This is a genomic window from Aquipseudomonas guryensis, from assembly GCF_014164785.1.
Taxonomy (GTDB): domain Bacteria; phylum Pseudomonadota; class Gammaproteobacteria; order Pseudomonadales; family Pseudomonadaceae; genus Aquipseudomonas; species Aquipseudomonas guryensis.
Genome location: NZ_JACJFN010000001.1, coordinates 367,603 through 390,971 on the forward strand (window position 1 = coordinate 367,603; position 23,369 = coordinate 390,971).

The 23,369-nt window shown below is 62.3% G+C and carries 25 protein-coding genes; 9 read left to right on the top strand and 16 right to left on the bottom strand.

Going from position 1 to position 23,369, the window contains the following annotated elements; genetic code table 11:
* Nucleotides 1-12 precede the first annotated feature (12 nt).
* The 3 genes from cgtA to rplU form a co-directional block, all read right to left on the bottom strand.
* Nucleotides 13-1,239 carry an Obg family GTPase CgtA gene (cgtA, locus tag H3H45_RS01690; protein WP_182832022.1) on the bottom strand — a complete coding sequence of 409 codons (1,227 nt, stop codon included), beginning with the start codon at nucleotides 1,237-1,239 and terminating at the stop codon, nucleotides 13-15.
* A gap of 106 nt (nucleotides 1,240-1,345) precedes the next feature.
* Nucleotides 1,346-1,603: a 50S ribosomal protein L27 gene (rpmA, locus tag H3H45_RS01695; protein WP_160488875.1), complete on the bottom strand. Its 258-nt coding sequence runs from the start codon at nucleotides 1,601-1,603 to the stop codon at nucleotides 1,346-1,348.
* A gap of 23 nt (nucleotides 1,604-1,626) precedes the next feature.
* Nucleotides 1,627-1,938 (bottom strand): 50S ribosomal protein L21, encoded by a 312-nt coding sequence (rplU, locus tag H3H45_RS01700; protein WP_182832023.1) that lies wholly within the window; start codon nucleotides 1,936-1,938, stop codon nucleotides 1,627-1,629.
* Nucleotides 1,939-2,243: 305 nt separating this feature from the next.
* Here rplU and H3H45_RS01705 point away from each other — a divergent pair, with 305 nt between their 5' ends.
* Together H3H45_RS01705 and H3H45_RS01710 are read left to right on the top strand one after the other, a co-directional pair.
* Nucleotides 2,244-3,212 (top strand): polyprenyl synthetase family protein, encoded by a 969-nt coding sequence (locus H3H45_RS01705; protein ID WP_182832024.1) that lies wholly within the window; start codon nucleotides 2,244-2,246, stop codon nucleotides 3,210-3,212.
* Nucleotides 3,213-3,343: 131 nt separating this feature from the next.
* Nucleotides 3,344-3,586 carry a PA4570 family protein gene (locus H3H45_RS01710; protein WP_173209485.1) on the top strand — a complete coding sequence of 81 codons (243 nt, stop codon included), beginning with the start codon at nucleotides 3,344-3,346 and terminating at the stop codon, nucleotides 3,584-3,586.
* 284 nt (nucleotides 3,587-3,870) lie between these two features.
* On the opposite strand, the gene H3H45_RS01715 is transcribed toward H3H45_RS01710, so the two are convergent.
* From H3H45_RS01715 to H3H45_RS01755, 9 genes are all read right to left on the bottom strand, one after another.
* Nucleotides 3,871-4,500 carry an FKBP-type peptidyl-prolyl cis-trans isomerase gene (locus H3H45_RS01715; RefSeq protein WP_182832025.1) on the bottom strand — a complete coding sequence of 210 codons (630 nt, stop codon included), beginning with the start codon at nucleotides 4,498-4,500 and terminating at the stop codon, nucleotides 3,871-3,873.
* A 55-nt stretch (nucleotides 4,501-4,555) separates the two neighbouring features.
* Entirely contained in the window at nucleotides 4,556-4,702 is a 147-nt protein-coding gene (locus tag H3H45_RS01720; protein WP_182832026.1) for a DUF2256 domain-containing protein, read from the bottom strand.
* Nucleotides 4,699-6,234, bottom strand: coding sequence for a cryptochrome/photolyase family protein (locus tag H3H45_RS01725; protein ID WP_182832027.1), 1,536 nt, complete (start codon nucleotides 6,232-6,234; stop codon nucleotides 4,699-4,701). Before H3H45_RS01725 ends, H3H45_RS01720 begins: the two co-directional genes overlap by 4 nt.
* Complete coding sequence (locus tag H3H45_RS01730; protein WP_182832028.1) at nucleotides 6,231-7,619, bottom strand: 3'-5' exonuclease family protein; 1,389 nt, start codon at nucleotides 7,617-7,619, stop codon at nucleotides 6,231-6,233. Before H3H45_RS01730 ends, H3H45_RS01725 begins: the two co-directional genes overlap by 4 nt.
* Before the next feature lie 4 nt (nucleotides 7,620-7,623).
* On the bottom strand, nucleotides 7,624-7,929 hold the full coding sequence (locus H3H45_RS01735; protein ID WP_182832029.1) for a DUF6482 family protein: 306 nt from the start codon (nucleotides 7,927-7,929) through the stop codon (nucleotides 7,624-7,626).
* 140 nt (nucleotides 7,930-8,069) lie between these two features.
* Nucleotides 8,070-8,564, bottom strand: coding sequence for a TIGR00645 family protein (locus H3H45_RS01740; protein WP_182832030.1), 495 nt, complete (start codon nucleotides 8,562-8,564; stop codon nucleotides 8,070-8,072).
* A 192-nt stretch (nucleotides 8,565-8,756) separates the two neighbouring features.
* On the bottom strand, nucleotides 8,757-9,098 hold the full coding sequence (locus H3H45_RS01745) for a PA4575 family protein (protein WP_182832031.1): 342 nt from the start codon (nucleotides 9,096-9,098) through the stop codon (nucleotides 8,757-8,759).
* Between the two features lie 220 nt (nucleotides 9,099-9,318).
* Entirely contained in the window at nucleotides 9,319-11,772 is a 2,454-nt protein-coding gene (locus H3H45_RS01750) for a Lon protease family protein (RefSeq protein WP_182832032.1), read from the bottom strand.
* A 79-nt stretch (nucleotides 11,773-11,851) separates the two neighbouring features.
* Complete coding sequence (locus H3H45_RS01755; RefSeq protein WP_182832033.1) at nucleotides 11,852-12,178, bottom strand: TraR/DksA family transcriptional regulator; 327 nt, start codon at nucleotides 12,176-12,178, stop codon at nucleotides 11,852-11,854.
* Nucleotides 12,179-12,441: 263 nt separating this feature from the next.
* Between H3H45_RS01755 and H3H45_RS01760 the strand changes: the two genes are divergently transcribed.
* Entirely contained in the window at nucleotides 12,442-13,113 is a 672-nt protein-coding gene (locus H3H45_RS01760) for a DUF3313 domain-containing protein (RefSeq protein ID WP_182832034.1), read from the top strand.
* A 63-nt stretch (nucleotides 13,114-13,176) separates the two neighbouring features.
* A complete protein-coding gene (locus H3H45_RS01765; RefSeq protein ID WP_182832035.1) occupies nucleotides 13,177-13,488 on the top strand; it encodes a DUF2388 domain-containing protein in 312 nt (103 codons plus the stop codon).
* Nucleotides 13,489-13,567: 79 nt separating this feature from the next.
* Here the strand turns inward: H3H45_RS01765 and H3H45_RS01770 are convergent, their stop codons facing one another.
* Nucleotides 13,568-14,527: an HlyD family secretion protein gene (locus H3H45_RS01770; RefSeq protein WP_182832036.1), complete on the bottom strand. Its 960-nt coding sequence runs from the start codon at nucleotides 14,525-14,527 to the stop codon at nucleotides 13,568-13,570.
* A gap of 3 nt (nucleotides 14,528-14,530) precedes the next feature.
* Nucleotides 14,531-14,917 carry a DUF3302 domain-containing protein gene (locus H3H45_RS01775; RefSeq protein WP_182832037.1) on the bottom strand — a complete coding sequence of 129 codons (387 nt, stop codon included), beginning with the start codon at nucleotides 14,915-14,917 and terminating at the stop codon, nucleotides 14,531-14,533.
* Nucleotides 14,918-15,182: 265 nt separating this feature from the next.
* Here H3H45_RS01775 and H3H45_RS01780 point away from each other — a divergent pair, with 265 nt between their 5' ends.
* The 5 genes from H3H45_RS01780 (at nucleotide 15,183) to arcC (ending at nucleotide 20,658) form a co-directional block, all read left to right on the top strand.
* On the top strand, nucleotides 15,183-15,551 hold the full coding sequence (locus H3H45_RS01780) for a DUF5064 family protein (RefSeq protein ID WP_182832038.1): 369 nt from the start codon (nucleotides 15,183-15,185) through the stop codon (nucleotides 15,549-15,551).
* Nucleotides 15,552-15,758: 207 nt separating this feature from the next.
* The gene (gene arcD, locus H3H45_RS01785; protein ID WP_182832039.1) at nucleotides 15,759-17,186 is read left to right on the top strand and encodes an arginine-ornithine antiporter; all 1,428 of its coding nucleotides are present in this window, start codon (nucleotides 15,759-15,761) and stop codon (nucleotides 17,184-17,186) included.
* A gap of 16 nt (nucleotides 17,187-17,202) precedes the next feature.
* Nucleotides 17,203-18,453: an arginine deiminase gene (gene arcA, locus H3H45_RS01790; protein WP_182832040.1), complete on the top strand. Its 1,251-nt coding sequence runs from the start codon at nucleotides 17,203-17,205 to the stop codon at nucleotides 18,451-18,453.
* A 94-nt stretch (nucleotides 18,454-18,547) separates the two neighbouring features.
* Nucleotides 18,548-19,558: an ornithine carbamoyltransferase gene (locus tag H3H45_RS01795; RefSeq protein WP_182832041.1), complete on the top strand. Its 1,011-nt coding sequence runs from the start codon at nucleotides 18,548-18,550 to the stop codon at nucleotides 19,556-19,558.
* 173 nt (nucleotides 19,559-19,731) lie between these two features.
* Nucleotides 19,732-20,658, top strand: a complete 927-nt coding sequence (gene arcC / locus H3H45_RS01800) for a carbamate kinase (protein ID WP_182832042.1) — start codon at nucleotides 19,732-19,734, stop codon at nucleotides 20,656-20,658.
* A 69-nt stretch (nucleotides 20,659-20,727) separates the two neighbouring features.
* Here the strand turns inward: arcC and H3H45_RS01805 are convergent, their stop codons facing one another.
* Together H3H45_RS01805 and ettA are read right to left on the bottom strand one after the other, a co-directional pair.
* Nucleotides 20,728-21,342, bottom strand: coding sequence for a YiiX family permuted papain-like enzyme (locus tag H3H45_RS01805; protein WP_182832043.1), 615 nt, complete (start codon nucleotides 21,340-21,342; stop codon nucleotides 20,728-20,730).
* Nucleotides 21,343-21,483: 141 nt separating this feature from the next.
* Nucleotides 21,484-23,151: an energy-dependent translational throttle protein EttA gene (gene ettA / locus H3H45_RS01810; protein WP_182832044.1), complete on the bottom strand. Its 1,668-nt coding sequence runs from the start codon at nucleotides 23,149-23,151 to the stop codon at nucleotides 21,484-21,486.
* Nucleotides 23,152-23,369 lie beyond the last annotated feature (218 nt).

Genomic DNA, 23,369 nt, shown 5'->3' on the forward strand with positions numbered 1-23,369 from the left:
CTGTACGATACCTCAATCGCGAACGTAGATGATCTCCGGACCATCTTCGTCATCTTCAAAGTCATCATCCCAGACATCGTCATCGCCGATGTCATCGACACTTTTCAGCCCCGCCTTGCGCAGCGCCCGCTTGTCATCCAGCGCCTGCAGACGGGCACGCGCCTCGCCCTCGATGCGTCGATCCAGCTCAGCCAGCTCTTCGGCATAGGCCGGATCCTCGACCTTGCGCAGCTCGCGCTCGTCGAGATAGCGCATGATCGCCTGACTCAGCGCCTCGGTGCCCTCGCTCTCCAGGGCGGAGATGACAAACACCGGGCCTTCCCAACCCAGGTGATCGATCACCGCACGCATGCGCTCTTCGCGCTCGTCGTCGAGCAACTGGTCGGCCTTGTTCAGCACCAGCCAGCGATCACGATCGGCCAGGGCCGGGCTGAATTTCTCAAGCTCACGGATGATGACCTCGGCCGCCTCGGCCGGATCGCTCTGATCCAGCGGCGCCATGTCGACCAGATGCAGCAGCAGCCGGGTACGCGCCAGGTGCTTGAGGAAGCGAATGCCCAGGCCAGCGCCCTCGGAAGCCCCCTCGATCAGCCCCGGAATGTCGGCAACCACGAAGCTCTTGTAGCGCCCGACACTGACCACCCCCAGGTTCGGCACCAGGGTGGTGAAGGGATAATCCGCCACCTTCGGCTTGGCTGCCGACACGGAACGAATGAAGGTGCTCTTACCGGCGTTCGGCAGACCGAGCAGACCGACATCGGCCAGCACTTTCAGCTCCAGCTTGAGGTCACGCGACTCGCCCGGCTTGCCCGGCGTGGTCTGGCGCGGCGCGCGGTTGGTGCTGGACTTGAAACGGGTATTGCCCAGCCCGTGCCAACCGCCCTGCGCCACCATCAGGCGCTGACCCGGCTTGGTCAGGTCGCCAATGATTTCCTGGGTACTGGCATCGATCACCGTGGTGCCGACCGGCACCGGCAGGATCAGATCCTCACCCTTGGCCCCGGTACATTCGGTGCTACCACCCTTCTCGCCATTGCGCGCATTGAAACGGCGCGTGTAACGGTAGTCGACCAGGGTATTCAGGTTCGGATCGGCCTCCATGAAGATGGAGCCGCCATCACCGCCATCGCCGCCGTTAGGGCCACCCTTCTCGATGAACTTCTCACGACGAAAGCTCATCATGCCGTTACCGCCGTCGCCGGCTTTTACAAAAATCGAAACTTCATCGACGAATTTCATGGGTACGCCTCCCGTCTCGGCGACGGGCTAATGGAACACTGGATACAGGATATACAGAAACAAAAAAGCCCCGTCGCGAGACAGGGCTTTTTCAGCAAGCGCGGGCTTAGGCAGCCACGACACTCACGTAACGACGACCGAAGGCGCCTTTAACTTCGAACTTGACCACGCCGTCGACTTTAGCGAACAGGGTGTGATCTTTACCCATGCCAACGCCGTAGCCAGCGTGGAATTGGGTGCCGCGCTGACGCACGATGATGTTGCCGGCCTTGATAGCCTGGCTGCCATACATCTTCACGCCAAGGCGTTTGCTTTCTGAGTCGCGGCCGTTACGAGTACTACCGCCAGCTTTTTTGTGTGCCATGAGTCAAATACTCCAGACTGGGATCAGGCTTGGATGCCAGTGATCTTGATTTCGGTGAACCACTGACGGTGGCCCTGACGCTTCATGTGGTGCTTACGACGGCGGAACTTGATGATGGTCACTTTGTCATGACGGCCCTGGGCGGTCACTTCAGCAACAACCTTCGCACCTTCAACGACCGGAGCACCGATTTTGACGTCGTCGCCGTTGCCGATCAGCAGAACGCGATCGAAAGTCACGGATTCGCCAGTGGCGACTTCCAGCTTTTCGATCTTGAGGAATTCACCTTCGGCGACTTTGTACTGCTTGCCACCGGTAACAATTACTGCGTACATGGATATCTCTCCGTTAAACCTGCTCACCCGACTCTTTATAGGAAGAGTTATTGGCCGGCATGGCTGCTTGGGTCAGTGTCAAACCCTAGCAATTGCGTAAGGCAGGGAGTGCCCAAAGAAGTTAGGGGCCGCGATTGTACGGAAAGCCCGATGGCGAGGCAAGCCCCGCCAGCACTTGCCTTGACAGCCCCTACCCCGCCCCCTAGCATGCCGCGCAGCCCGATAGCGCCCGGTTCGGCATAACTTTTGCCCGTCACCCTGTTGTGACTTACTACCGGCACAATTCCCAGGAGCCCCCGTCAACGATGCAACCCCAGGCCTTCTACAGCGTGGTGGCGGACGATTTCGCCGCCGTCGACGGGATCATCCGCCGCCAGCTGGTATCACGCGTGCCTCTGGTGGAAAAGATCGGCGACTACATCATCTCCGCCGGCGGCAAGCGCCTGCGCCCGCTGCTGGTGCTGCTCAGCGGCAAGGCTCTGGGTTATCAGGCCGACGATCTGCGCCTGCTGGCCGCCACCATCGAATTCCTGCACACCGCCACCCTGCTGCATGACGACGTGGTCGACATGTCCGGCATGCGCCGTGGCCGCGCCACCGCCAACGCGCAGTGGGGCAACGCACCGAGCGTGCTGGTCGGCGACTTCCTTTATTCGCGCTCGTTCGAAATGATGGTCGAGCTCGGCTGCATGCCGGTGATGAAGATTCTCTCGCGCGCCACCCGGGTGATCGCTGAAGGCGAAGTGCTGCAACTGTCGAAGATCCGTGATGCCAGCACTACGGAAGAGACCTACATGGAAGTCATCCGCGGCAAGACCGCCATGCTCTTCGAGGCCTCGACCCACAGCGCCGCCGCCCTGGCCGGCGCCAGCCAGGCACAGAGCGAAGCCCTGAGCCGCTTCGGCGACCACCTAGGCATTGCCTTCCAGCTGGTCGATGACCTGCTCGACTATCAGGGCGACGCCGCCACCTTGGGCAAGAACGTCGGTGACGACCTGGCCGAAGGCAAGCCAACCCTGCCGCTGATCTACACCATGCGCGAAGGCACGGCCGAACAGGCCAGCCTAGTGCGTACGGCGATCCAGAAAGGCGGCCTCGACGACCTGGAAAGCATCCGCGCCGCCGTCGAAGCCTCCGGCGCCCTGGCCTACACCGCCAAGCTTGCCCGCGAGCATGCCGACCAGGCCATTGCCTGCCTCGACGCGCTACCAGACAACGAATACCGGGCCGCCCTGATCGAGCTGTGCCGCTTCGCCGTAGCCCGCACCCACTAACGGGCAAGCGCAGTAAAAAAGCCCGTCCTTGTGACGGGTTTTTTATTGGGCGACAAAAGCTGCAATTGAGACTTGCTATTATTTGAATAGGAATTATTCTCACTCTATGTTTCGCGACAAGGAGATGAGCCATGACCTATTTGATCGATGCCTGGCTGGATCGCCCGCATCCTTACCTGCGCATTCTCAATCGGGAGACTGGGGCGGTCTGTGCGGTACTGGAAGAGGAAGCCATCGGCGAACTGCGCGATCAGGGCGACCTGGACCTGAGCAGCCTCAACTCCAACGAACCATTGGTGCTCAAGGAGCTGGTCCGCAGCCTATTCCTATTCTGCTACGCCAGGGCGCTGCGCCCGCATGAGGAGCTGCATTGAGCAACAGATTGGCGCAAGGACGCGCCAGGCAGATGGCTGACCACCGCGCAGGTTAGTCATGCCGCAGGAGCAACGGCGCCCCTGCTAATGCCCGACCGGTCAGGACGACCAGCCGGGCATCGTTTTTACCTACGATTGACCCTGAACCTGTTTCGGATCTTTTGAGCTAGAGCCAGGCAAGACGCAATTGGGCGAGGACGCGGAGTTTACGAGGTGTAAATGAGCAGGTCCGAGCCCAATTGCAACGCAGCATGGCCGACGATCAAGAGATCCGAGATAGGTTCTTACAGGATCTCGAGCAGTTCGACGTCAAACACCAGCACGCTGTGCGGCGGAATGCTGCCAACGTCCTGGCCACCATAGGCCAGCTCGCTCGGCACGTGCAGGCGCCACTTGCTGCCGGTGTTCATGAGCTGCAGGGCCTCGACCCAGCCGGCGATCACGCCACCCACCGGAAACTCGGCCGGCTGACCGCGCTCGTAGGAGCTGTCAAACACGGTGCCGTCGATCAAGGTGCCATGATAGTGGGTGCGCACGTGGTCTTCGCGGGACGGCTTGGCGCCCTCGCCGGCGACCAGTACTTCGTACTGCAGGCCGGATTCCAGTACGGTCACGCCATCACGCTTGGCGTTCTCGACCAGATAGGCACGCCCGGCGCCGGCAGCCGCTTCGGCCTTGGCGGCGGCTTCAGCCTGCATGATTTCGCGGATCACCCGGAAGCTGGCATTCAGTTCTTCCGAAGACACCTGGCTTGGCTGGCCATTGAAGGCGTCACGCAGGCCGGCGATTACCGCATTCAGGCTCACGCCCGGCGGCGGGTTGTCGCGCAGCTGGTCACCCAGCTGACGGCCAATGCCGTAGCTGACGCGGCCTTCGTCGGTGGACAGATCGTTGGACAGATTGACTTCGGACATGGCCGAGCTCCACTAGCGGACAAAAAAGGGCGGCCAGACTAGCACAGGCCACCACTCATGACCCGCCTGCGCTGGCTCGATTTCGTCGGCAACGCTCGGAGCAGTAGCGCACTTCATCCCAGCAGCGCGCCCACTTCTTGCGCCAGTTGAAGGGCAAACCGCATACCACACAGCTCTTGGCCGGTAACTCGGACTTTTTCACAGCACCTGCCTGGCATCCAGACGCGCCAGCAGATCCTCACCGCGCTGCCACAACGCTTGCTGCTTGGCCTCGGGCATGCGCTCGAGGTTCTTGTAGACCATGCCCAGGCGCTGGTTGCGTCCCAACTGCTCGCGGTGGCGCATCAGGAAGTGCCAATACAGCGCATTGAACGGACAGGCCTGCTCGCCGGTACTTTCCGTCACCTTGTAGGCGCAGCTGCCGCAGTAATCGGACATTCGTTTGATGTACTGGCCACTGGCGCAATAGGGTTTGGAACCCAGATAGCCACCGTCGGCATGCATGACCATGCCGAGGGTATTGGGCAATTCGACCCAGTCGAAGGCATCCATGTAGACCGCCAGGTACCAGTCGCAGACCTGCTGCGGAGCGATGCCGGCGAGCAGGGCAAAGTTGCCGGTCACCATCAGCCGCTGGATATGGTGGGCATAGGCATACTCCAGGGTCTGGCCGATGGCCTGGCTCATGCACTTCATTCGGGTCTGGCCGGTCCAGTAGAACTCCGGCAATGCACGGGTGTTGCCGAAGGCATTGCGCTGGGCATATTCCGGCATGTGCAGCCAGTAGATGCCGCGCACATATTCACGCCAGCCGATCAGCTGGCGGATGAAGCCCTCGGCCGCATTCAAGGCGACCCGCCCGCTCCAGTAAGCGGCTTCGACATCCGCGCACAGCTGGCGCAGATCAAGCAAGCCGATGTTAAGCGCCGCACTGATGCGCGCATGGAACAGGTAGGGTTCGCCCGTGGCCATGGCGTCCTGAAAGTCGCCGAAGGCCGGCAGGGCGAAGTCGAGGAAGTGCTGCCACAGCGCCTCGGCCTCGGCATGGGTCACCGGGTAGTCGAAACCGGCCAGGCTGCCGTAGTGATGAGGAAAACGCGCCGCCACCAGGTCGAGCACCTCACGGGTGATGACGTCATGGGGGAAGCGCGCCGTCAGTGGCGCCTTGACCGACTTGGGCAAGGCTTTGCGGTTTTCCGCATCGAAGTTCCAGGCCCCGCCAACCGGGGTGCCGTCACCATTGAGCAGCAAGCCGCTCTTGCGCCGCATCTCCCGGTAGAAATACTCCATGCGCAGCTGCTTCTTGCCCTTGGCCCAAGCCGCGAACTCCGCACGCCCGCAGAGGAAACGCCGATCCGCATGCCAGGTCAGGGGCAAGCCGCTGTCATGCAGGACCTGCTCCAGACGCCACTCGCCACATTCGGTGACATGCACCTCAGTGGCTTCCAGCTTGGCGGCCCAGCGCTGCAACTCACCAACCAGCGAACCGCTGTTGTCGGCATCGTCCAAGCGCGTGTAAATCACCCGCCAGCCGCGTGCGCGCAGTGCTTCGGCGAAATGGCGCATGGCACTGAAGATCAGCGCGATTTTCTGCGGATGATGCGGCACATAAGCCGCCTCTTCCGCCACTTCGGCCAGCAGCACCACGTCGCTGGCAGGGTCCAGGGCCTGTAGCGCCGCCAGATCGAAAGACAGCTGATCGCCCAGTACCAAGGCCAGTCGATGCACACTCATAAGGCCACAACCTCGGTAGCGGGATAACGGCGCAGATGGCCGAGCAGAATCTGATAGGCGTCCAGACTGAAGGCCGGCCGGGGCCGCTGCATGACAGCGGGCAACTCGGCCAGATCGTCCAGCGTAGCGATATGCCGCCACTGGTCGAGTACGTGCCACTGGCGAAAGTCATGCCGGGCATCGTGCTCGACCAGCGCCACGGCGCCCGGCCAGGGCCAGGCGACCAGCCGCAGGCGATTACAACCGGCGAGCAGGCGCGCGTCATGCTCTGCGCGCGGTTCTCGGCCACAACAGGCACCACGACACTGGCCCAACTGCGCAGCAAAACAGGCGCCCGCGCCCGCCTCCAGCCCGAGCAAACGCAGGCACAACTGCTGTTCACGGGCCTCTTGGCGCAGCCAGTCCAGCGCCTGGCGTCTGGAACGAAACAACCCGGCATGCGGCTCCGCGCCAACCAGCTGCTCCGGCGCCAGCAGCTGCGGACTGATACCACTCCCCTCGTCGCGCAAAGCCCAGGTGAAACCACCGCGCTGACGGCGCAGCTGGCGGTTGTAAAGCGGCTGCAGGCGCTTGACCTCGGCCGACTCCAGCAGCAGCGCGCCCAACTCGCCGGCAGTGGCGCGATAGCGGATGGCACGTACCTGCTGGGCCATCTGCAGGCTGCGCCTGCTGAGGTGATCGTTTTGGAAGTGCGACTGCACCCGGCGCCGCAGGTTGATGCTCTTGCCCACATACAGCAGCGCATCGGCGCCATCGAAGTAATACACCCCAGGACGTTCCGGCACAGCCTGCACATCGGCAGCCTGCAGGTGCACGGGTAGTGCCGCACGACGCAGCTGCTGACGCACGTCTGCATCGTCGACACGCTCCTGAAGCTGTTGCAGCACCTGCCAGGTCGACTCAGCATCAGCCAGCGCCCGGTGACGCATGAAGCGGAAGATACCCAAGGCCTCGCACAGCGCATCCAGATCATGCCGAGGCAGCTCGGGCAGCAGCCGACGCGCCAGCTGCTCGCTGCACAGCTGGCTGAAGGAGGGGCGCAGCGCCGTCAGGGCGAAGGCGCGACGCAAAAAAGCCAGGGCAAAACGCAGGTTATGCCCCACCACTACACGCCCTTGCAGGCGTGCAGCCAGCTCGCTGGCAAGCGCGGCAAACCGCGGCTGCCCATCCAGTTCGGCGGGTACCACCGCGCTGAGCCGAGCCACTGTGGCGGGCAAGGTGAAGCCCGGATCCAGCAACCAGTGGTGGCGAGCTACGACCTGTCCTTGCTCAACCAGCAACAGAGCCAGCTCCCAGATCTGGTCTTTGCCCGGATGCAGACCAGTGGTCTGCACCGCGAGTACCGCCAACGGGCGCTGCAACAGCTCGCGACTAACGCCCGTCACATGTTCACCAGGCGTTGTTCATCGAGATTGGCACGCGCAGCGGCTCGCTGGCAGCAGGCGGCATGCCGCACATCTCGTCATGCACCTCCGCATGCACCAGATGGAAAGGCAGGCGAGGCATGTCTTGCAGCACATCACGGGCATGCTCGACCGAACGCAGGTGCAGCGTCTTGCCCTGTTCGTTCTTGACTGGCAGCGACTGACCATCCATGCGCACTTCCAGCACATAGATACCGCCTTCCAGGGAAATCAGATTGAGCTCGTCGATATGCCCGGCATGGGCATGGGCTAGCAGGTCGTGCAGATTCATCGGGTTCACCTCGCCGGCAAAGCTATACAAAAATATGTACAAATACAATTCTTGTACAACAAGACGCTAACGCAAGGCAGAAACGCAACCGCCCGTCCGTTATGCAACGGCCGGGCGGTGATTGACGTGCAAGCAGCGGATCAGTGGTCGTGCTTGGTCAGCTTGTCCAGGTAGCCCATGGCGAAGGCCGACACCACGAAGGCCATGTGGATGATGACGTACCACTTCAAATAGACCGGCTCGATGTTCTCGGCATTCATGAACACCTTGAGCAGGTGGATCGAGGAAATCGCCACGATGGAGGCAGCCACCTTCATTTTCAGCGAGCCGGAGTCCATCTTGCCCAGCCAGCTGAGCTTCTCCTTACCGTCATCGATATCCAGCTGGGAGACGAAGTTCTCGTAGCCGGAAATCATCACCATGACCAGCAGGCCGCCAACCAGGGCCATGTCGATCAGTGACAGGATCACCAGGATCAGATCGGCCTCAGCCATGGAAAACACATTGGGGATGATGTGGAAAACTTCCTGAAAGAACTTCAGCGCCAAGACCAGCAGCCCCAGCGACAGGCCAAAATAGATGGGGGCCAACAGCCAGCGCGACGCGTACATCGCGTTCTCGATAAAGCGTTCCATGAGCTCTCACCAAGTCAGAAAATCCGGCCGCGAGTATACCCAGCCAGCCCTGCCGGACAAAGGCGCTAAAGCTTTGCAGGGTTTATCCCCGGTTGCTGTGGATAACCTTGTGCGCAAGGTTGGGGTGAATGGCTGCAGGCCAGCCCATGTGCCGCCTAGCGTACATTGCGCAAAAAGCGTGCAGCTGGGTGCTCAGCTTTCCGGACGGAACTGGTAATCGCCAACATGAGGGCAATGCTCGCCATTCAAACGGCGCAGCTCGGCTTGTAGGTGCAGGCGCCAGATAGGCGGCTCCGTGCACTCGACATAACCTTGCACAGCCAGGCACTGGGCAATCGAATCGAGCACTGCTTCGGCCACGAAAGGCCCGTGGAATGGGCCCTGCGCCTTGATCGCGGAAGGTTGAGCGCCCGACATTCCGGCGGCACAAAGCAGCGTCCACAGGCCACGCTCACCGGCCAGCGGACGAATCACACACTCGATACGGGTGGTCAGGCCCAGGCACTGACGGGTGAGGCAGAGGCTGCGCGGCATGGCGGCGATCCTCGCAATATCTGGCTTTCAGCCTACACCCGTGCCCCACGCGCGGGAAAGGTAAAAGTTATCCCCGCGCACTGTGGATAACTCTGTGGATGGAGCGGGGGCAAGCAGCCCCGAACAGCGTGCCCCGTGGCCGCCGCCAGACTGGTCAGTGACTGACCAGTTGTCGGCAGGTCGCTGGGAACTGTTACCGTTTCCAGCGCAGCCCGCCAGGTCATTCCTTGGGCTTTTTCGCCGTTGGTTTGGCCCTGGTCTTGGTTTCCTTAGGCTTGGCCTCTTCCGCCGGCTTCTCCTCTTCCTCCATGCCCATCTCGGCAATGCTGCGCAGGCGCTCGACCACCCGGGCATTGACGCTGCCCTCCGGGAACCGACCCTGCTCGTCCGGGCTGCCAGCCGCCTCACCAACCAGCAGGCTGAGCGCCTCGTCGACCTGGCGCACGGCATAGACGTGGAACATGCCGCCGCGCACCGCCTGCAGCACGCGCTCGTCGAGCATCAGGGTGGTGACGTTGGAGTGCGGGATGATCACCCCCTGCTCGCCGGTCAGGCCGCGGGCCTCGCACAGGCGGAAGAAGCCTTCGATCTTCTCGTTGACCCCACCGACCGCCTGCACCTCGCCGAACTGGTTGATCGAGCCGGTGATGGCGAAGCACTGCTTGAGCGGTGTGCGCGACAGGGCCGAGATCAGCGTGCAGACCTCGCCGAGCGAGGCACTGTCGCCGTCGACATAACCGTAGGACTGCTCCAGGGCAATACTCGCCGAGATTTCCAGGGGAAACTCCTGGGCGTAGCGACTGCCCAGGTAGCCGGTGAGAATCATCACCCCTTTGGAGTGGATCGGCTGGCCGAGGTTGACCTCACGCTCGATGTCGACGATGCCCGAACCACCCGGATAGACCGTGGCGGAGATGCGTGCCGGCACGCCGAAGGCCGAATCGCCGACCTCCAGAACGGTCAGGCCGTTGCACTTGCCCACGGCGGCGCCGGCGGTATCGATCAGGATGATGCCGGCCAGCATGTCGTCGATGATCCGTGCCGAGACTCGCCCGGTGCGGGTGGCCTTGGCCTTCAGCGCGCGCTCGATATGGCCAGCGTCGGTCACTGCATCTCCGGCCAGGTTGCGGATGAAGTCCGCCTCGCTGACCAGCTGGAACAGATCGCCGATGCGCGCCGACAGGCGCCCCTGGTGTTCGGCCAGGCGCGCACTGTAGGTCGCCAGGCGCGCCACGGCGGCGGCGGTGAGCGGCGCCATACCCTCTTCCGAGGTGCGGGTCTTCATCAGCTGGGCGAACTGCTCCAGGCTGTCATCGGCGAGCGGGATGTCCTCGTCGAAGTCGACCAGCACGCGGAACATCTCCTGGAAGTCCGGATCGAGGTCCTGCAGGGTGTAATACAGCTGGCGTGAGCCAATGATCACCACCTTGAGGTGCAGCGGGATCACCTGCGGCGTCAGGGTCACGGTGGCGATGCGGCCGAGGTCGCCGAGTGGCGACTCCATCTTCAGCTGGCGCGATTGCAGGGCGCGCTTGAGCGCATCCCAGACGAACGGCTCGCCGAGCATCTTCTCCGCTTCGAGAATCAGGAAGCCGCCGTTGGCGCGGTGCAAGGCACCCGGACGCAGCTGCCGGTAGCTGGTGTAGAGCGCGCCCTGGTCGGTGCTGTATTCGATGCGGCCGAACAGGTTGTCGTAAGTCGGATGCGACTCGAACACCACCGGCGCGCCGCCGTCGGCGTGATGGTCGACCACCAGGCTTGGGGAATACTGCTCTTCGAGCATTTCACGACGCTGGCCATCGGGCTTCTCATCGACCAGCTGATCGACCACGGTCTTCAGCAGGTTGACCTGCATCGCCTGCAGGTAGGCGCAGACCCCGGCGTTTTCCGCGTACTGCTCCGACAGCGGTGCCAGCAGCGGCTGCAGGGCCAGGGTGATGGTTTCCTCGTTGAGCTGGCGCAGCTGGTTACTCAACTCGCGCTTCCACTGCGGCAGGCCGGTCAGCTCCTCATTCAGGCGTTCTTCCAGGGCCGCGATATCGGTATGGAAGCGTTCGCGCTCGGCTTCCGGCAGTTGCGCGAACTCGGCTTCGTCGAGGGCCTTGCCATCTTTCATCGGGGTGAAAGCGATGTTGCTGCTGTCACGGTACAGCGCAACTTCCTTCTCCAGGGCCAGGCGCTCGATCACGTCCAGAGCCTTGTCATAGCGCTGGTTGAACACCCGGTCGATGGCGCTTTTCTTCTGCTGGTAAGTCGGTGTTTCAAACACCGCCGGGAAGGTCGACAGCAGGTTGTCGATCAACTGACCGATGTCGCTGATGAAGGTGCCCGCCGTGCCCGGCGGCAGTTCCAGGGCACGCGGCTCGCGCGGTTCGTCGAAGTGGTTGACGTAGACCCGGTCGACCGGAGTGGCCAGGCGCTTGCCCTCGGCCTTGAGGTAGCGCTTAACGAAAGAAAAGCGCCCGGTGCCCGGCTCGCCCATGACGAACACGTTGTAACCGGGGCGCGGCATCGCTACGCCGAACTGCAGGGCCTCGACCGCGCGCTCCTGGCCGAGCACGCCGCGGAAGAACTCCAGATCGTCGGTGGTGGTGAAGTTGAACTGTTCGGGAGCGAAGGGGCGGGTCAGGTCATCAGGCGCCAGGTGCAGGCCAGCAGCGAAGGATTCGGGCATCGGAAGTCCTTATCGGGCGGTGCAACACCGCGGAGAGTTGGACTCATTCTGGCGCCGCCCTGACGCTGCTGGCAAGGCATCAAATGGGCGGTTTTTCCGCACAAGCCAGGCAGCACTCGGCAGTCGGTAACGCAGCCAGGCGCGCCGGGTTGATCGGTTCGCCGCAGCGCTGGCAGTCACCATAGCGCCCCTCGTCGAGGCGTTGGCGCGCCAGACCAACTTGGCGCAAACCGGCCTCGGCCTCAGCCAGCAGGGCTTCCAGCACCTCATCGTTCTGCCGCTCCTGGGCCTGTTCGGCAAAATCCGCCTGATGCGGCAGGCCGAGATCCCGACGAATCGAGTTGGCCCGCTTGCTGTACTCAACAAACAGTTGATCCAGGGCGGCGCGCGGGTCGAAAGTGCTCATGACGAACTCCGTGGTGATTTTTTCCAGTGTGGCCATTTCTGCCGTGTTTGTACTGACACCCGTCAACTGTCGCCGGCAAGCCCCGACTTGCGATTGATACCGATCAATTGCAGTGTCATCTCAATACGTCAGGCTAGAGATGGAGCCTGGCGCTGTGCGGCCAGCTCACTATGCTTGCAACAATATAGTCCCCAGCTTTTCAGACCAGGGGACAAGCCAGGCCATCAACAATCACTAAGAAAAACCACCATCAGGAGCTCTACATGACCAAGCGCCTTGCTATATCCCTGCTGACCGCCAGCCTGCTGCTTTCCGGCTGCGCCAGCACGTTGGTAGAGCCCGCCCAGTACTCAGGCTTTCTGCAGGACTACAGCCGCCTGAGCGAGCAGACCAGCCCAAGTGGGGTCAAGGTGGCGCGCTGGGTCGATCCGAATCTGGACATCAGCCGCTATACCCAGGTTTATATCGAGCCAAGCCAGTTCCATCCGCGCCCGCAGCCCAACTCACGCATCCCGCAAACCACCCTGAACGATGTCACCCGCTACTACGACCAGGCCCTGAGGCGCGAACTGAGCAAGGTCATCAGCATCGCTGACTCGCCAACCAGCTCTGCCTTGATCATTCGCCCGGCCATCACCGCCGTATCGGCGCAAACCGAAGGCCTACAACCCTATGAAGTGATCCCGATTGCCCTGGTATTGGCTGCCGCAACCACCGCCGCCGGCCAGCGCGACCAGGCAGTGGAAATCGCCACCGAAGCCTCCTTCGTTGACGGTGGCAGCAGCAAGGTGGTTGCCGAAGTAGTACGCAAGGGCGCAGGCACCAACCTGGAAAACAGCAAACAGGTGCTCAACGCCAGCGATGTGAAACCGGTCATTGATGGCTGGGCCAGCGATATGCGCCTGTCTCTCGAACAGCTGCGCGCCAAGCGCTGAAACTCACGGACTCCGCCCATTCTGAAAATGGGCGGAGCCTAAACAGCAGCAAGGAGAACCACCATGCGCCTTAACCCCGCACATTATCTGACCATCCTGGGTCTGCTCTGCAGCCCGCTGGCCATGGCCACCAGCTTCGTGGTCACGACCGACAGCACGATCGAGTCGATTGGCGGCACCAGCGACGCCACCTCCTCCTCGTTCAAGGATGACAAGGTCATCCTGCAGGCACAGGACGACGCCGCCAGCTTCGTCGCCAGCCAAGGCGAAATACGCGGCGCTTTCCTCGAAATCGCCCTCCGCCACGCCCGCGCGCACTACCCCACGGGAGAAGCCAGCGACATGCAACTGGCGCAAGCCATGCTGGCGCGCTGAAAGCGAAACCCCGGAAACGCAAAAGGCCTCATGGCCGGATAGGCCATAAACGGCATACCCGGCCATGAGGCCTTTGCACTTAGTGGAACGGGAAGAGGTAATTCATCCAGGATGACATGCGCAGCAAAATCTTGCGCATCACCGCCACATGGTGGAAGTGCTCGGTATAGAGCGCAGCCTGGCCATAAGCACCACCCGGCATCTGATCACGGTAGGCCGCGAAGGCCGGATCGGTCACCTCCAGCACCACCGGCACCCGCCCGGCAGGCAGTGAGCCGGTGAAACCCATCAGGTTGCCCGAGGGCTGCATCTGGCCCTCGGCAATCACCGGCAGCACCATTTTCACCCGCGCCTGGAACACCTGGCCCGGCAGGCCATCGAACGCGATCTCCGCCTTATCCCCGAGACTCAGGCGCAACTGGCTGTTCTGCCGCATCCAGGCCACATGGAAGTAATCTTCCTGGGGCACGAAGATCATTGCCGGACGCAGCGGCATTTTCACCGCATAGATACCGGGACGCAGCATCACCTGGGTCACGTAGCCACGCGACGGCGCTCGCACCACCGTATTGTCCAGGTCGAACTGGGCAATATTGAGTTGCGCCTGCAGATCATCGACCCGCGCTGTTGCCACATCGACATCGCGCCGGTTGCCCAAGTTACGCCTGGCCAGCTCACTGGCACGATACAGATCGGCCCTGGCTGAAACCAGTTGCGCCTTGAGCGACTTCACTCGGTTTTCAAAAGGAATCGGATCGATGCGAAACAGCACCTCGCCCTTTTCCATGATGCGGTTGCCCTGCACCGGCACCTCAACCACCATCCCGCTGACTGCCGGCACGATAGGCGTGCTGACGAAGTAGCTGCGCGACACCTCGGAATAAGGATGGTTGTAGTTCATCAGGAAGATCAGCGTGCCGATCAGCACGATGCCACCGAGCACCGCCGTCGGCACGGTCCACTTGGTCAGTGGAATCCTGAAGACCTTGAAGATAACTACGCAGATGGCGGTGTAGGTCAGGATCAGTAAGAAATCCATGGTTCAACCCTCCTGCTGCGGCGTGGGTGCGACAGGTGCTGCGGGAACGTCGACCGCGCTCGGCACGGCGCTGCTGGCGAGTGCATCGAGGCGCTGCTGCAGCTCGCCGACCTGCTGTTCCAGCGCCTGCAAGCGCGGACTCTGCGCAGACTCGCCGGTGGAAAAGCCCCAGCCGCGATCCTCCCGGTACAAGGTTGCCCAGATCCACAGAAACGGCCAGATCACATGCAGGGTGAACAGGCTGACCCAGCCCGCCACCAGAATCGCATCCTGCTGCGGATGCTTGCGGTGTACGGCTATCTCGTAAGGGATGTCATGAATGACGATCACCCCATAGAACAACACGATGCCTACGAAAATCAGAATCCCCAGTGCCACGTAGTCCAGCATTTCCCTGCCCCCAGTTATCACACGCATACATGCGCCTGAGGCTAGCAGCCAAGCCCGTGCAAGGCGAGGGATACCCGCATTCACCGCAGCGCCAGAATGACCCAGGTCAAGCCAGCCTTTAATAGATTTCTGCGCGCTTGCCTGCTGGGAATTACGCACTACATTCCATAAGGCAAGGGACGCCCGTACCAATACATGGCATGCAGCAAACGGCGCCCCCGCGAATCACCAAGCCAGACTGTTCCGCAAGGCCATGGGGGCTAACATGTTTAAACCAGGTCATCTTCACCGCACTACGCCACTCGATATGCCGCACATGCCGAAGTTCGATATCGACGTGTTCTATGAGGTCCGCCGCGACCCGAGTGAAGGCATGCTGATGCACTTCAAGGTGGCAGGCACCATCGAGGGGCGCGAGTTCTGCGAAGAATTCGACATGCACCGCGATACCGCCTTCAACTTTGCCAGCCTGATCAGCAAGGCAGTGGTCAAGCATGGGCTGCCAGCCAACTCCAGCCCGATCATGCGCGGGCATGCCGAATACGACGCCATGTTCAAAGACATCCGCGAGCAGCTCGGGGCGAAGCCAGGCGAGCCGGTCGACTTTGACCACCTCGAGAAAGATGGTCTGTGAGCCAACACTGACTCCATACCGCTCGCCAGCCCCGAGAGCAGCCATCCAGGCCACCTGAGTAGCAGCTCAGCCCACCGGGAGGATGGATGGCATTTCTCATCGCCCAGCTCTCGGCAGCCGGTACGCCATAGCCCGAACGCACGGTCACTCATTGGTCATACGTAGCACTGCTTAATAGAAACGTTGCCATACGGCACAGGAGGCAACATGACGGACGCAAGCAACAAATTGAAGCTGGGGGCGCTGGTAGCCCTGGTCGTTGGCTCCATGGTGGGTGGCGGGATCTTCTCGCTGCCGCAGAATATCGCTGCCAGCGCCAGCGCCGGCGCCACCCTGATCGGCTGGCTGATCACCGGCGTCGGCATGCTGACCCTGGCCTTCGTGTTCCAGACCCTGGCCAACCGCAAGCCACAGCTGGACGGCGGCGTGTATGTCTACGCCAAAGCCGGTTTCGGCGACTACATGGGCTTCTCTTCGGCCTGGGGCTACTGGATCAGCGCCTGGATCGGCAACGTCAGCTACATGGTGCTGCTGTTCTCCACCCTCGGCTACTTCTTCCCGGTATTCGGCGAGGGCAATACCCTGACGGCGATCATCTGCGCTTCGGTGCTGCTGTGGCTGCTGCACTTCCTGGTACTGCGCGGGATCAAGGAAGCGGCGTTCATCAACACCGTCACCACCATCGCCAAGATGGTGCCGTTGGCGCTGTTCATCGTGATCGCCGCCATCGCCTTCAAGATGGACGTGTTCACCAGCGACTTCTGGGGCAAGAGCAACACCGAGCTCGGCAGTGTGATGGACCAGGTGCGCAACATGATGCTGGTCACCGTCTGGGTGTTCATCGGCATCGAAGGCGCGAGCATTTTCTCCGCCCGCGCCGAGAAACGCTCGGACGTGGGCAAGGCCACCGTGATCGGTTTCATCGGCGTGCTGTTGCTGCTGATAATGGTCAACGTATTGAGCCAGGGCATCCTGGCCCAGGCCCAGCTGTCCGGGCTGAAGAACCCGTCGATGGCCGGCGTGCTGGAGCATGTGGTTGGCCCATGGGGCGCCATGCTGATCAGCATCGGCCTGATCGTCTCGCTGGCCGGGGCGCTGCTGTCGTGGACCCTGCTGTGTGCCGAGATCATCTTCTCCTCGGCCAAGGACCACACCATGCCGGAGTTCCTGCGCAAGGAGAACGGCAACCACGTCCCGGTCAATGCGCTGTGGCTGACCAACGGCCTGATCCAGCTGTTCCTGGTGGTCACCCTGTTCAACGACGCCACCTACCTGAAGCTGTTGTACCTGGCCACCTCGATGATCCTGGTGCCGTACTTCTGGTCCAGCGCCTACGCGGTACTGCTGGCGGTGCGCGGCGAGACTTACGAGAACGCCGGCGGTGAACGCAACAAAGACCTGCTGATCGCCCTGATCTCGACTATCTACGCAGTGTGGCTGGTGTACGCCGCGGGCGTGCAGTACCTGCTGCTCTCCGCACTGCTCTACGCCCCGGGGGCCATCCTGTTCGCCAAGGCCAAGCGCGAACTGGGCCAGCCGGTTTTCACCAACATCGAGAAAGTGATCTTCGTTGTCGTCCTGATCGGCGCGGGCATTGCCGCCTACGGTCTCTACGACGGCTTCCTCAGCCTTTAAGAGAAGGAGTTCGAACATGAGCAAGAAGAAACTCGGCGTGCATTCCGAAGCCGGCAAACTGCACAAGGTGATGGTCTGCTCGCCGGGCCTGGCGCACCTGCGTCTGACTCCGAACAACTGCGATGAGCTGCTGTTCGATGACGTGATCTGGGTATCCCAGGCCAAGCGCGACCACTTCGACTTCATGACCAAGATGCGCGAGCGCGGCATCGACGTGGTGGAGATGCACAACCTGCTCGAAGAAACGATCAAGAACCCCGAGGCCCTGAAGTGGATTCTCGACCGCAAGATCACCGCCAACAGCGTCGGGCTCGGCCTGCAGAGCGAGGTGCGTGATTTCATCGAGAGCCTGGAGTCGCGGCGCATCGCCGAATTCCTTATCGGCGGCGTGGCCGGTTCCGATCTGGTGAAGTACAAGAATTCGGAGGTGGCAAAGATGTTTGCTGCCTACCAGGGCGAGTCGAGCTTCCTCTTTCCACCGCTGCCCAATACCCAGTTCACCCGCGACACCACCTGCTGGATCTACGGCGGCGTGACCCTCAATCCGATGTACTGGCCGGCCCGCCGCCAGGAAACCCTGCTGACCAGTGCCATCTACAAGTTCCACCCGGACTTCATCAACGAAGACTATGAAATCTGGTACGGCGATCCGGACAAGGATCACGGCGCGGCCACCCTAGAAGGCGGCGACGTGATGCCGATCGGCAATGGCACCGTACTGATCGGCATGGGCGAGCGCAGCTCGCACCAGGCCATCGGCCAAGTGGCCAAGGCGCTGTTCGACAAGGGTGCGGCCGATAAGGTGGTAGTCGCCGGTCTCGGCAAATCACGCGCCGCCATGCACCTGGACACCGTGTTCAGCTTTTGCGACCGCGATCTGGTCACCGTCTTCCCGGAAGTCGCCTACGGCATCGTGCCCTTCGTGCTGCGACCGGATGAAAGCAAACCCGGCGGTATCGACGTACGCCGCGAAGAGAAGTCCTTCATCAACGTGGTCGCCGAATCCCTCAACCTGAAGAAATTGCGCGTGGTGGAAACCGGCGGGGACAGCTTCGAGGCGGAGCGCGAGCAGTGGGACGATGGCAACAACGTCGTCTGCCTGGAGCCGGGCGTGGTGGTCGGCTACGACCGCAACACCTACACCAACACCCTGCTGCGCAAGGCCGGCGTTGAAGTCGTGACCATCAGCGCCAGCGAACTCGGCCGCGGCCGTGGCGGTGGTCACTGCATGACCTGTCCGATCATTCGCGACCCGATCGACTACTGAAAGCCCAGGCGACCGCACCACGGCCGCCTGTCCCGCGCCAGCCACAAGCTGTTCTGACGCGGACAACTTTGACTGCCCACAAGGAGAAAGAACCATGGCTTTTAACATGCACAACCGCAACCTGCTCAGCCTGATGCACCACAGCACTCGCGAGCTGCGCTATCTGCTAGATCTGTCCCGCGACCTCAAGCGCGCCAAGTACACCGGCACCGAGCAACCGCACCTGCTGCGCAAGAACATCGCGCTGATCTTCGAGAAAACCTCGACCCGCACCCGCTGCGCCTTCGAAGTCGCCGCCTATGACCAGGGCGCCAATGTCACCTATATCGATCCGGGCTCCTCGCAGATCGGCCACAAGGAGAGCATGAAGGACACCGCCCGCGTGCTCGGGCGCATGTACGACGCCATCGAGTACCGCGGCTTCAAACAGGAGATCGTCGAAGACCTGGCCAAGTACGCTGGCGTGCCCGTGTTCAACGGTCTGACCGACGAATATCACCCGACCCAGATGCTCGCCGACGTGCTGACCATGCGCGAGTTCAGCGACAAGCCACTGCACGAGATCAGCTACGCCTACCTGGGCGACGCACGCAACAACATGGGCAACTCGCTGCTGCTGATCGGCGCCAAGCTCGGCATGGATGTGCGTATCGCCGCACCCAAGGCCCTGTGGCCGACTGACGAGCATGTCGCCGCGTGCAAGAAGTTCGCCGAGGAAAGCGGCGCGCGCATCACCCTCACCGAAGACCCCAAGGCTGCGGTCAAGGGCGTCGACTTCGTCCACACCGATGTCTGGGTGTCCATGGGCGAGCCCGTCGAGGCCTGGGCCGAACGCATCGAGCAGCTGCTGCCCTACCAGGTCAACAGCGCGCTGATGCAGGCTGCCGGTAACCCACGGGTCAAGTTCATGCACTGCCTGCCTGCCTTCCACAACAGCGACACCAAGGTCGGTAAGCAGATCGCCGAGAAGTACCCGCACCTGAAGAACGGCATCGAAGTGACCGAGGATGTGTTCGAGTCGCCGTGGTGCATCGCCTTCGAGCAGGCGGAAAACCGCATGCACACCATCAAGGCGATTCTGGTTTCGACCCTGGCCGATATCTGACCGCCAAAAAAGCTGCGCGCCTGCCTCCCCTCTCCCGCTTGCGGGAGAGGGGCTGGGGGAGAGGGTCTATCCGACAATACCGAGTCGCCTGATCACCCTCTCCCCAGCCCTCTCCCATGAATGGGAGAGGGCTCCGATCGTGCATCAACCCGGCTACGAACAAGGAGAACACCATGCGACTAGTCATCGCCCTGGGCGGCAATGCCCTGTTGCGGCGCGGCGAAGCCATGACCGCCGAGAACCAACGCGAGAACGTGCGCATCGCCTGCGAGCAGATTGCCAAGATCGCCACCGGCAACGAGCTGGTGGTGGCCCACGGCAATGGCCCACAAGTCGGCCTGCTGGCTCTGCAAGGCAATGCCTACGATGCCAAGAACCCCTACCCGCTGGATGTGCTCGGCGCGGAAACCGAAGGCATGATCGGTTACATGATCGAACAGGAGCTGGGCAACCTGCTGCCGGTCGAAGTGCCCTTCGCCACCCTGCTCACCCAAGTTGAAGTCGATCCCAACGACCCGGCTTTCCAGCACATGACCAAGCCCATCGGCCCGGTCTATGCCAAAGCGGAAGCCGAGCAGCTGGCCGCCGAGAAGGGCTGGACCATTGCCCCGGATGGCGACAAGTTCCGCCGCGTGGTCGCCAGCCCAAGGCCCAAGCGCATCTTCGAGATCCGTCCACTCAAGTGGCTGCTGGAAAAAGGCACCATCGTGATTGCTGCCGGCGGTGGCGGCATCCCGACCATGTACAAGGATGGCAAGCTGGTCGGGGTGGAAGCGGTGATCGACAAGGATCTCTGCTCGGCATTCCTGGCCACCGAACTGCAAGCCGACCTGCTGGTGATCGCCACCGACGTGGATGCTGCCTATATCGACTGGGGCAAGCCGACACAGAAGGCCATCGCCCAGGCCCACCCGGATGAACTGGAACGCCTCGGCTTTGCCGCGGGTTCCATGGGCCCGAAAGTCCAGGCGGCCTGCGAGTTCGCCCGCGACACTGGCAAGGTGGCGGTAATCGGCTCGCTGCCGGATATCGAAGCCATCGTTCAGGGTAAGGCCGGTACCCGCATCAGCACCGCGCAACCCGGCCTGAGCTACCGCTGAGGCTTAATCACGGCGCCGTTACCCCCGTGACGGGGCCGTGATCTCTCGGCACATAGCCGGGCGCCGTGCTTACTGCGCGTAGACCTGCACCAGCAAGGGCGAATCGAACATCGCCGCCGGCGAGATCACCTGTTCATCCAGCGGCACCTGATCACCGTAACGTTCGCGCATCTTGCTGCGCACCGCCGCCGAATTCAGATCGAAGTCGCGGATCTGCTGCAAGCCGCCGATTTCCAGCCCCAGGGCGCGCTGGTAGATCTTCCACACCAGCTCAGAGCAGTACAGGCGCTGATCTGACCACTCGAACGTCAGGTCGTAGCGGCGCCCGGCAAATGGCGCCGCCTCGGCCCGCAGTCGGCGCAAAGCCGACTCATCGAGCAGGCGATCTGCCTCGCGCAACCGTTTAAGCACATAGTGGCCACCTTCGCCGCGGGCAATCCACTCGGCCAGCGGCGTGTACTTGACCCACGCACTGGCCTCATAAACCTGCGGCTGGCCATCGCGGTAGAGCACCAGGCCCATGTGGCTGTAGCGCGAATGAGTGGCCTGCTGAATCGCCAGGCTCTGCGTCGAGCGCGATGGGTGGAAAATGATGTCGCCTTCACGCACCTCCAGCGCCGCAGCCTGACCGACGCTACAGAACGCGGCCAGCAGAGCGGCGCGCATCCCTTGCTTTCTGAGCATGTCCTTCTCCTTAGAACCTGCACGTTCACGACAGAACGGATTATCGCGACGCCACAGTCCAGATGCTGCCGACTGCCTGGCGCTTTGCCGCAGCTCAAACAAAAACGGAGCCTTGCGGCTCCGTTTTCATTGCAGCGCGAGTTACTGCGCCAGCTTCTTGTAACGCACGCGGTGCGGCTGCGCAGCGGCATCGCCCAGGCGTTTCTTGCGATCGGCTTCGTACTCGGTGTAGTTGCCTTCGAAGAACTCGATGTGCGAGTCGTCCTCGTACGCCAGGATGTGGGTGGCCACGCGGTCTAGGAACCAGCGATCGTGAGAGATCACGATCGCCGCACCGGGGAAGTCGAGCAACGCTTCTTCCAGCGAACGCAGGGTTTCCACGTCGAGGTCGTTGGACGGTTCGTCGAGCAGCAGGACGTTGGCGCCCTCTTTCAGGGTCAGGGCCAGGTGCAGACGGCCGCGCTCACCACCGGAGAGGTCCTTGACGAACTTCTGCTGGTCACCGCCCTTGAAGTTGAAGCGACCGACGTAGCCGCGCGACGGCACCTCGTAGTTGCCGATCTTGATCATGTCGGAGCCGCCGGACACGGCTTCCCACACGGTCTTGCTGCCGTCGAGGTCTTCGCGGCTCTGGTCGACGCAGGCCAGCTGCACGGTGTCACCGATCTCGATGCTGCCCGAGTCCGGCTGCTCCTTGCCCATCAGCATGCGGAACAGGGTCGACTTACCAGCACCGTTACCGCCGATCACGCCGACGATGGCGCCCTTGGGCACGCTGAAGCTGAGGTCGTCGATCAACACGCGATCGCCGTAACCCTTGCTGACGTTCTTGAACTCGATGACCTTGTCGCCAAGGCGCTGACCGGCCGGGATGTAGATCTCGTTGGTCTCGGCACGTTTCTGGAATTCCTGCGACTGCATTTCCTCGAAACGCTGCAGGCGCGCCTTGGACTTGGCCTGACGGGCCTTGGCGCCCTTGCGCACCCACTCCAGCTCTTCCTTCATGGCCTTTTCATGGGCCGACTGCTGCTTGGACTCCTGGGCCAGGCGGTTGGATTTCGCCTCCAGCCAGCCGGAATAGTTGCCTTCGTACGGAATGCCGGCGCCGCGGTCGAGTTCGAGAATCCAGCCGGCGACGTTGTCGAGGAAGTAGCGATCGTGGGTGATCGCTACCACGGTGCCCGGGAAGTCGTGGAGGAAATGCTCCAGCCAGGCCACCGAATCGGCGTCCAGGTGGTTGGTCGGTTCGTCCAGCAGCAGCATGTCGGGGGCCGACAGCAGCAGGCGGCACAGCGCCACACGGCGCTTCTCGCCACCGGAGAGGTGCTCGATGCGCGCGTCCCAGGCCGGCAGGCGCAGGGCGTCGGCGGCGACTTCCAGCTGGCGATCGAGGTTGTGGCCGTCGCTGGCTTGCAGGATGGCTTCCAGCTTGGCCTGCTCGGCGGCCAGGGCGTCGAAGTCGGCGTCCGGCTCGGCGTAGGCGGCGTACACCTCGTCGAGGCGGGCCTGGGCCTGCTTGATCTGGCCTACGGCCTCCTCGACGATCTCGCGCACGCTCTTGCTCGGGTCGAGCTGCGGCTCCTGCGGCAGGTAGCCGACGTTGATGCCGGGCATGGCGCGGGCTTCGCCGTCGAACTCGGTATCGACGCCGGCCATGATGCGCAGCAGGGTCGACTTACCGGCGCCGTTGAGGCCGAGTACGCCGATCTTGGCGCCTGGGAAGAACGACAGGGAGATGTTCTTGAGGATTTCCCGCTTCGGCGGCACGACCTTGCCGAGCCGATGCATGGTGTAGACGTATTGAGCCATGGATGACCTTGGTTCTGTATATAAGAAGAGGAGAAACAGCGCCGCCGGCCGATCGACCGCAGCAAAACTTTCCAGCGAATGTGCATGATAGCCGCTAGGCCCGCGCGCGTGCGGCAAAACTACCGGAATGCGCCGGGGCGGGCAAACCATAGGGCCGCCCCCGCTTCGCCGCGCAAGCCGAAGCGACGAAGCGCACGCAGGCTCTAACGACGGACAGT

Coding starts and splice junctions, on each gene's coding strand:
- cgtA (WP_182832022.1), bottom strand. CDS start 1,239: ATGAAATTCGTCGATGAAGTTTCGATTTTTGTAAAAGCCGGCGACGGC.
- rpmA (WP_160488875.1), bottom strand. CDS start 1,603: ATGGCACACAAAAAAGCTGGCGGTAGTACTCGTAACGGCCGCGACTCA.
- rplU (WP_182832023.1), bottom strand. CDS start 1,938: ATGTACGCAGTAATTGTTACCGGTGGCAAGCAGTACAAAGTCGCCGAA.
- H3H45_RS01705 (WP_182832024.1), top strand. CDS start 2,244: ATGCAACCCCAGGCCTTCTACAGCGTGGTGGCGGACGATTTCGCCGCC.
- H3H45_RS01710 (WP_173209485.1), top strand. CDS start 3,344: ATGACCTATTTGATCGATGCCTGGCTGGATCGCCCGCATCCTTACCTG.
- H3H45_RS01715 (WP_182832025.1), bottom strand. CDS start 4,500: ATGTCCGAAGTCAATCTGTCCAACGATCTGTCCACCGACGAAGGCCGC.
- H3H45_RS01725 (WP_182832027.1), bottom strand. CDS start 6,234: ATGAGTGTGCATCGACTGGCCTTGGTACTGGGCGATCAGCTGTCTTTC.
- H3H45_RS01735 (WP_182832029.1), bottom strand. CDS start 7,929: ATGAATCTGCACGACCTGCTAGCCCATGCCCATGCCGGGCATATCGAC.
- H3H45_RS01740 (WP_182832030.1), bottom strand. CDS start 8,564: ATGGAACGCTTTATCGAGAACGCGATGTACGCGTCGCGCTGGCTGTTG.
- H3H45_RS01745 (WP_182832031.1), bottom strand. CDS start 9,098: ATGCCGCGCAGCCTCTGCCTCACCCGTCAGTGCCTGGGCCTGACCACC.
- H3H45_RS01750 (WP_182832032.1), bottom strand. CDS start 11,772: ATGCCCGAATCCTTCGCTGCTGGCCTGCACCTGGCGCCTGATGACCTG.
- H3H45_RS01755 (WP_182832033.1), bottom strand. CDS start 12,178: ATGAGCACTTTCGACCCGCGCGCCGCCCTGGATCAACTGTTTGTTGAG.
- H3H45_RS01760 (WP_182832034.1), top strand. CDS start 12,442: ATGACCAAGCGCCTTGCTATATCCCTGCTGACCGCCAGCCTGCTGCTT.
- H3H45_RS01765 (WP_182832035.1), top strand. CDS start 13,177: ATGCGCCTTAACCCCGCACATTATCTGACCATCCTGGGTCTGCTCTGC.
- H3H45_RS01770 (WP_182832036.1), bottom strand. CDS start 14,527: ATGGATTTCTTACTGATCCTGACCTACACCGCCATCTGCGTAGTTATC.
- H3H45_RS01775 (WP_182832037.1), bottom strand. CDS start 14,917: ATGCTGGACTACGTGGCACTGGGGATTCTGATTTTCGTAGGCATCGTG.
- H3H45_RS01780 (WP_182832038.1), top strand. CDS start 15,183: ATGTTTAAACCAGGTCATCTTCACCGCACTACGCCACTCGATATGCCG.
- arcD (WP_182832039.1), top strand. CDS start 15,759: ATGACGGACGCAAGCAACAAATTGAAGCTGGGGGCGCTGGTAGCCCTG.
- arcA (WP_182832040.1), top strand. CDS start 17,203: ATGAGCAAGAAGAAACTCGGCGTGCATTCCGAAGCCGGCAAACTGCAC.
- H3H45_RS01795 (WP_182832041.1), top strand. CDS start 18,548: ATGGCTTTTAACATGCACAACCGCAACCTGCTCAGCCTGATGCACCAC.
- arcC (WP_182832042.1), top strand. CDS start 19,732: ATGCGACTAGTCATCGCCCTGGGCGGCAATGCCCTGTTGCGGCGCGGC.
- H3H45_RS01805 (WP_182832043.1), bottom strand. CDS start 21,342: ATGCTCAGAAAGCAAGGGATGCGCGCCGCTCTGCTGGCCGCGTTCTGT.
- ettA (WP_182832044.1), bottom strand. CDS start 23,151: ATGGCTCAATACGTCTACACCATGCATCGGCTCGGCAAGGTCGTGCCG.